Here is a 6,812-nt window from a genome sequence, read left to right as displayed (position 1 = left end):
CAGCTGCAGCAGCACCGTACCGATGCTCATCGCGCGCTCGCCCGCGGCGGCGGTGGCCGGGGGGCGCCCCCCGCGGGGGGGGGGGGGCAGTGGGCGGGGAGGGGGGGCGCCCGCCCGGGAGCGGGGGGGGGGGCCCCCCCCGCGGGGGGGGGGCGCCGCGACGGACGCTGATGGCCGGAGGGCTCGCGGCGATCGCGGGATTCTTCGTGATCCCGGTGGTGGGCGGGATCCTGGGATACGTGGGGGCGGTCTACGGAGCCGAACGTCTGCGCCTCGGAAGCCGGGCGGCGGGCTGGACCTCGCTCCGGTCCGTGATGCGGGCGACGGGGTACTCGGTGCTTCTGGAGCTCTTCTGCTGCCTGCTGGCTGTGGGGGCATGGCTGGGAGCAGTCGTCTGGGGCTGAGGACCGCGGGGTGTCCGGCCGGCCTCCGCCGGGCCGGGCACCCCCGGCCCTTCCCGCTAACGCGTCCTTCCCCGCTTCATCGCCATGGCCTCCCGGCCCTCGGCGCCCCTGCGCTTCCATTCGCGCAGGGTCTCGGTGCGCAGCCGGGCGTCGGTCTTCGCCGCGATGCGGTGGTTCTCCCGGAGGAGCTTGCGGTAGCTGTCGAGACGCCGTTCGGCCAGCGATCCGTCCTCGATCGCACCCAGCACCGCACAGCCGGGCTCGGATTCGTGGCCGCAGTCGTGGAAGCGGCACTGCCGCGCGAGGTCCTCGATCTCGGAGAAGACCTGGCCCACGCCGGTCTCCGCGTCCCACAGCCCGACGCCCCGCAGCCCCGGGGTGTCGATCAGGACACCCCCTCCGGGGAGCACGAGGAGGTTGCGGGTCGTGGTGGTGTGACGGCCCTTGCCGTCGACCTCGCGCGCCTCCTGCACATGCATCACGTCCGCGCCGAGCAGCGTGTTGGCGAGGGTCGACTTGCCCGCGCCCGAGGTTCCGAGCAGCACGCTCGTGCCGCCGCCGACGATCGCGCCGAACACGTCGACGCCCTCCCCCGTGGCGGAGCTGACGGTGAGCACCTGCACCCCGGGGGCGATGCGCTCGATGTCCTGGACGAGGTGGGACAGCGTGGTGGTGTCCGGGACGAGGTCGGCCTTGGTGAGCAGCACCAGCGGCTGTGCCTCGTAGGCCTCGTGCCCGGCGGACGGCGCCCCGTCGCCGAGCAGCGCGGCACCGGCGGCGGCGGACATGGCCAGCGCGAGGAACCGTTCCAGCCGTCCGAGGTCCAGCTCGACGGCGAGCGAGACACAGATGACGATGTGGTCGATGTTGGTGGCGAGCACCTGCCCTTCGGAGCGCTGCGACGACGTCGAGCGCACGAAGGCCGTGCGGCGGGGCAGGAGCGTACGGACGAACTGCGGGTCGCCGTCGGGGTCGACGGCCACCCAGTCGCCGGTGCAGACGATCCGCATCGGGTCGCGGGGCACGACGAACGCGGTGTCCGCCCTGAGGGTGCCCGCCGGAGTGACCACGTCGCACAGACCGCGGTCCACCCGCACCACACGTCCCGGCAGGAGTCCCTGCTCGGCGTACGGGGCGAAGGTGTCGGCCCACGCGTCGTCCCAGCCGTACGGAGCCAGCGGGTGCGACGGAGCGGAAGCCTGAGAGATGGAGAAAGACAAGGGAAACCCTTCACAAGGGCGGCCCCGGCACCGCGCGTCAGGCGCGGAGGAGAAGGTCGAGTCAGCCGGTGGCCACAGGGGTGAAAACGATGTACTTCGGCTTGTGGGCAGCGCCCATCGCAACGACAGTCATCAATGTCCTCACCTCCTGGTTCCTCGAACTCCGCACACCATAGCCCGAGGCCTCCCCGGACGGTCAACAGGTTTTTCGGATGCGGGGGCCGATCCGGCGGATTGGGCCGAGTTGCCAGGGATATTCCCCGATCAGGTGATACGCGTGCACAAGGACCGGTCTCGGGCCGTTAGGGTGCCGGACATGACCTCACCGAAAACCGCCACTTCCCCTTACTCACAGGCCCAGTTGGGAACCCAGGTCCTGATCGGCTGGAGCGGCGTGAGCGCCCCCGGGGAGCGCGCGACGGCCTTCCTCCTCGCCTACTCGCTCGGCGACGGCCCGGACGGACCCGAGGCCGGGGAGCGCGCCATGCACACGGCTCTGGAGCGCAGCGGACTGCGCGTGGGAGGCGAGACGCTGGACGCCACGGAGCTGCCGAACCTTCCGGTGAAGCTCCTCGTCCAGGCCGGGCAGGCCGTGCTGACCCTGCCCCACTTCAAGTCGCAGTACAGCGTGCCCCCCGAGTGGCTGGCCGCTGCGCGGTCGGAGGGCCGGGTCCACGGGATGTTCGCCACGCGTCCGTGGCCCGCGGCCGTCCCGGGGCAGCCGGTCGGCGAGGAACTGCTGCGGTCCTTCGTGGGCGACCCCGACGTCATCGGGACCTCCGCCCACTGTCTGCTGCCGGTCCGCAGCCTCGGCTGACCGTTCCGCCCCCTCCGCACGCAAGGGCGATGCCCACCACCCCCCGTGGAGTGGTGGGCATCGCCCTGTGCGCCGCGTGTCGCAGCGAGTGCGGGCGGCCCGCCGGCATACGCCCGGGACCGCCCGCACCCAGTGGCGTCAGTTGTTGCCGACGCCGTTGCCCGAGAGGACCGGGATGTCGTTCAGGATGTGCGACAGCGGCTCGTCGCCCTTGGCCTGCGTGGAGTTGTCCGCGCACTGCTGGTTCTGCGGGTTGGACAGGACGTTGATGTCCTGGACCGCGATCGGAATGGCACCGATCAGCGAACCCACGTTGGCCTTGACCGGCAGGGCGATGCAGGGCTTGTTCAGCGAGCCCTGGACGAGGCTGAGCTGCGGGCTCTGGTCGCCCTTGGTCGAGCTGTTGCCGAACTCCGACTCGGCACCGTTGCCGTTGATCGTGGTCGTGCCGTGGTCGTCGCCGATCGCCATGGCCGAGGGGGCCGCGGCGGCGGACAGGCCGATCAGGGACACTGCAACGGCGGCGCCGGCCATCATCTTCTTCATCACGCTTCACCTTTCGGAGCGTCCCGTTGTGGAACGTTTCGGAGCGTCCCGTTGTGGAACGTACTGATAACCCCAAGCGGAGCTTTCGGTTCCGCTACACCACTCGAACGGGTTGGATCCGGTTCCACGTCGACGTGCGGTCACGTCCCGCTGAACCCCGAGTCACGTGCGGTCACGTCCCGCCGGACTCCGAGTCGACGCGCGGTCACGTCCCGCCGGACTCGGCGCCGCCCGCCGTACGGGCGGCGGGGACGAAGGCGCGTTCCCGGCCCGACGCGGGCCCGGCGGACACCGGCGGGGCGGATGCCGCGTCTCCCGGCCACGCCCCCGGTTCACGCCGGCGGGTGTCCTGCCACTCGGCGAGCAGCCGGTCGTAGATGGGCGTGGAGCTCTCCGGCAACCGGTCACGGCCGGGCGGGTGGTGACTGTCGTACGGGTCCATGAGGCGCATCTACCCGGGCGGGCGCGCGGCGTCGGCCGGTTCTGTGGCAACCGGCCCAATTCACGCACTATCGGGCTACCCGACGTGCAGACCGGCTGCGCCGGCCGGTCACGGACAGCCGTGTGGGGCCGTTCCGTCCGGGCGCCCGACCGGGGGTCGGGTGCGGCACGGACGGAACGGCCCCACACGTGTTCACGGACTACGACGAGGCGGAAAACCCTGCTTCCTGGCCCGGACGGGCGCAGGGGGAGCCGGAGTCGCGCGGTGTCAGTTGTTGCCCGCGCCGTTGCCCGAGAGCACCGGGATGTCGTTGAGGATGTGCGAGAGAGCCTCGTCACCCTTGGCCTGGGTGGAGTTCTCGGTGCACTGCTGGTTCTGCGGCGAGGACAGGACGTTGACGTCCTGGACCGAGATCGGGACGAGCCCGAGCAGCGAGCCGATGTTGGCCTTCGCCGGCAGGGCGATGCAGGGCTTGTTGAACGAGCCCTGGATGAGACCGATCTGCGGGCTCATGTCACCGTGCGTGCTGCTGTTGCCGTAGTACTGGTCGGAACCGTTGCCGTTGACCGTGGTGGTGCCCTGGTCGTTGCCGATCGCCATGGCCGAGGGGGCCGCGGCGGCGGAAACACCGGCGACGGATGCGGCCATTGCCGCCGACGCCAGAATCTTCTTCATCATGAACGTGCCCTTCTGGTTTTTCTGTTGCCCGCCTGTCCGGAGCACTCTGAACAACTCCGGGCAGTGGTATCCGGTTGCGCCCTTTCACTCGAACGATGTTTCTCGTCCGATTCACCGCGGAGCGCACGGGCGGAGCCCGTGAACCGAGCGGACCGACATGCCGGACGCGGTGGTCACCCGCCCAGCGGCAGTCCGCCCAGGAGCGGGGCCGCCGAGTCGGCCGCACCGGTCACCACGTCGGCCGACCTGCTCACGGTGCCGTCCTCGTGCACCGCTTCGGCGGTCTCTCCGACCGCGTCCACCAGGGGGTTCACCAGCCGGTCCGGGATCTGCGGCGCCGTGGACGTCAGTTCGTTCACGCCGCCGGTGAGGCTGATCCGGGGGGCAGTGGGGGCGGTCACGGCGAAGGCGGGAGCGGCCGCCCCGAGAGCGGCGACGGAACCTGCGACGAGGGCGACGGACTTCGCGTACTTCACTTTCCCAAATCCCTTCTTCGGCGGCGTCCACCGCCTTTGCCAGGACAACGATCCAGTGACGCGCGGGGAAACTGCGACGGCCCGGATTTCCCCGGTCACAGCGAGAGGGCCCCGGAGCTGCAGATGCGCTCCGGGGCCCTCTCATGACGAACCGTCGGCTCGACCGGGAAGAAATCAGTCGTTGATGCAGACGTTGCCGAATGCCGGGTTGAGCAGACCGATGACGTTGATGGTGTTGCCGCAGACGTTCACCGGGATGTGGATCGGAACCTGCACCACGTTGCCGGACAGCACGCCCGGGGAGTGGGCGGCAACGGCCTCGGCGCCCGAGTCGGCCATGGCCGGAGCGGCGGCACCCAGAGCCATGAGGGTTCCGGCGGCGACGGCGGCAACCTTGGTGTACTTCACTTTCGTCCCTTTCTGCAGCGGAGTCCTGAGCGGTCACGTCTTTCGTGCCGCACGAGCACTTCTCTGAAATGCGCTCGTGACTCCGGAGCTGTAATCCGTAACGATCGACGGGCGGCTACGAAACGCTATGCGAAGAGTTTCTCGGAAATCCGCCCGGATGATGCAGGCCCGGGCCGCACGATGGAGGAGTGTCGGCGGCCCGGACCGGTCCTGGTGGCCCGGTCAGCTGTTGCCGGCACCGTTGCCGGAGAGAACCGGGATGTCCGACAGGATGTGCGACAGCGGCTCGTCACCCTTGGCCTGGGTGGAGTTGTCGGTGCACTGCTGGTTCTGCGGGTTGGACAGGACGTTGACGTCCTGGATCGCGAGCGCGGCGATGATGCCGACCAGCGCACCGGCGTTGGCCTTGACCGGCAGGGCGATGCAGGGCTTGTTCAGCGAGCCCTGGACGAGGCTGAGCTGCGGGCTCTGGTCACCCTCGGTCGAGCTGTTGCCGAACTCCGACTCGGCACCGTTGCCGTTGATCGACGTGGTGCCGGTGTCGTCACCGATCGCCATGGCGCTGGTCGCCGAGAGACCGAGGACGGAGGCGGCGACGGCGCCCGTAGCCAGAACCTTCTTGATCACGATGAACCCTTCTCGTACCGATTGCCCCGCGGCGGAGCGCACTGATCAACTGGCCGGCCGGCGTTTGGTTCCCCCCGTTCACCCGAATGCCAGAACCTCGCCGCTGAACGAACACCCGTACGTGACCCTTTCGGGTGGTTACACAATTTCCACCGATCTCCAAGTTTCCACCGCAACCGCCGTGTCGTTATGAAGTCGTCCGCGTCGATGGAATGACTGCCATCAGGGTCACCGCCCACGCGAATTTCCCGGAGAAGGGCATGTAATGCGACAGGTTCTGAATAAAAGCATGATCGTCATGGCGGCGGCGTCGGGCATCCTGAGCGCCGCCGGCGGTTACGCGCACGCCGACGCCTCGGCCGGCGGTGTCGCGGCCAATTCACCCGGTGTCGGCTCGGGCAACGCCGTCCAGGTCCCGGTGCACGTCCCGGTCAACCTCTGCGGCAACACCGTCAATGTGATCGCCCTGCTGAACCCGGCCTTCGGCAACAAGTGCGCGAATGTCAGCTCGCACGACGAGCACGGCCACGGCTCGTCCGGCGCGAGCGCCGACGGCGAGGCCGTCGGCTCGCCCGGCGTCCTGTCCGGCAACCTGGCCCAGATTCCGGTGGACGTCCCGGTGAACGTCTGCGGCAACTCCGTCAATGTCGTCGGTGCGCTGAACCCCGTGTTCGGCAACTCCTGCCTCAACGAGAGCGGCCACGACCACGGGCACCCGCCGGTGCACCCGCCGGTCCACCCCCCGGTCGACCCGCCGGTGGAGCCCCCGGTCCAGCCGCCGGTGGAGCCCCCGACCGAGGAGCCGCCGACGGTCACCCCGCCGACCGAGGAGCCCCCCACCGAGGAGCCCCCGACGGTCACGCCGCCGACCTCCAAGCCCCCCGTCGAGGAGCCGCCGGCCGGCAACCCGGGCCCGAACACCCCCGGCGCGCAGCTGGCCCAGACCGGTGCGGGCGACATCGGCCTGGCGGCGGGCGCGAGCGCGGCGCTGCTGCTGGGCGGTGCTGTGCTCATGCGCCGCACCCGCGGTTCACGCGGCTGACCAGCTCCTGAGAGGGAGCCGCACAGAGAAGGGGGGGCGGCCGCCGCCCCCGGGGGCCGGGCGGGGCCCAGCCCCCCGGGCCCCGCCCCCCCCCCCGGGCGGCCGGCCGCCGGGGGGGGGGGGGGATTAGAAAAAAAAACCCCCCCCCACCA

General features: G+C 70.4%; 10 protein-coding genes. 3 read left to right on the top strand and 7 right to left on the bottom strand.

Annotated features, from left to right (window positions below):
- On the top strand, window positions 1-404 hold a 404-nt coding region (locus ACFUNE_RS23715; RefSeq protein WP_383571451.1), incomplete at its 5' end, for a DUF456 domain-containing protein.
- A gap of 56 nt (window positions 405-460) precedes the next feature.
- Here the strand turns inward: ACFUNE_RS23715 and rsgA are convergent.
- Window positions 461-1,624, bottom strand: a complete 1,164-nt coding sequence (gene rsgA, locus ACFUNE_RS23710; protein WP_383571448.1) for a ribosome small subunit-dependent GTPase A — start codon at window positions 1,622-1,624, stop codon at window positions 461-463.
- Window positions 1,625-1,940: 316 nt separating this feature from the next.
- Between rsgA and ACFUNE_RS23705 the strand changes: the two genes are divergently transcribed.
- Window positions 1,941-2,441, top strand: coding sequence for a DUF5949 family protein (locus ACFUNE_RS23705; RefSeq protein ID WP_383571445.1), 501 nt, complete (start codon window positions 1,941-1,943; stop codon window positions 2,439-2,441).
- Between the two features lie 138 nt (window positions 2,442-2,579).
- Here the strand turns inward: ACFUNE_RS23705 and ACFUNE_RS23700 are convergent, their stop codons facing one another.
- From ACFUNE_RS23700 to ACFUNE_RS23675, 6 genes are all read right to left on the bottom strand, one after another.
- The gene (locus tag ACFUNE_RS23700) at window positions 2,580-2,987 is read right to left on the bottom strand and encodes a rodlin (protein WP_383571442.1); all 408 of its coding nucleotides are present in this window, start codon (window positions 2,985-2,987) and stop codon (window positions 2,580-2,582) included.
- Window positions 2,988-3,192: 205 nt separating this feature from the next.
- Complete coding sequence (locus tag ACFUNE_RS23695) at window positions 3,193-3,429, bottom strand: hypothetical protein (protein ID WP_383571439.1); 237 nt, start codon at window positions 3,427-3,429, stop codon at window positions 3,193-3,195.
- Between the two features lie 267 nt (window positions 3,430-3,696).
- Window positions 3,697-4,107 carry a rodlin gene (locus ACFUNE_RS23690; protein WP_383571437.1) on the bottom strand — a complete coding sequence of 137 codons (411 nt, stop codon included), beginning with the start codon at window positions 4,105-4,107 and terminating at the stop codon, window positions 3,697-3,699.
- 173 nt (window positions 4,108-4,280) lie between these two features.
- Window positions 4,281-4,583: a hypothetical protein gene (locus ACFUNE_RS23685; protein ID WP_383571434.1), complete on the bottom strand. Its 303-nt coding sequence runs from the start codon at window positions 4,581-4,583 to the stop codon at window positions 4,281-4,283.
- 174 nt (window positions 4,584-4,757) lie between these two features.
- The gene (locus tag ACFUNE_RS23680) at window positions 4,758-4,991 is read right to left on the bottom strand and encodes a chaplin (protein WP_383571432.1); all 234 of its coding nucleotides are present in this window, start codon (window positions 4,989-4,991) and stop codon (window positions 4,758-4,760) included.
- Between the two features lie 222 nt (window positions 4,992-5,213).
- The gene (locus ACFUNE_RS23675; RefSeq protein ID WP_383571429.1) at window positions 5,214-5,618 is read right to left on the bottom strand and encodes a rodlin; all 405 of its coding nucleotides are present in this window, start codon (window positions 5,616-5,618) and stop codon (window positions 5,214-5,216) included.
- A gap of 265 nt (window positions 5,619-5,883) precedes the next feature.
- Here ACFUNE_RS23675 and ACFUNE_RS23670 point away from each other — a divergent pair, with 265 nt between their 5' ends.
- Window positions 5,884-6,660, top strand: coding sequence for a chaplin (locus ACFUNE_RS23670; RefSeq protein WP_383571427.1), 777 nt, complete (start codon window positions 5,884-5,886; stop codon window positions 6,658-6,660).
- The last annotated feature ends 152 nt before the right edge of the window (window positions 6,661-6,812 follow it).

It is taken from the genome of Streptomyces sp. NPDC057287 (assembly GCF_042667905.1).
GTDB lineage: Bacteria > Actinomycetota > Actinomycetes > Streptomycetales > Streptomycetaceae > Streptomyces.
This window is presented reverse-complemented; position numbering and strand designations above follow the sequence as displayed.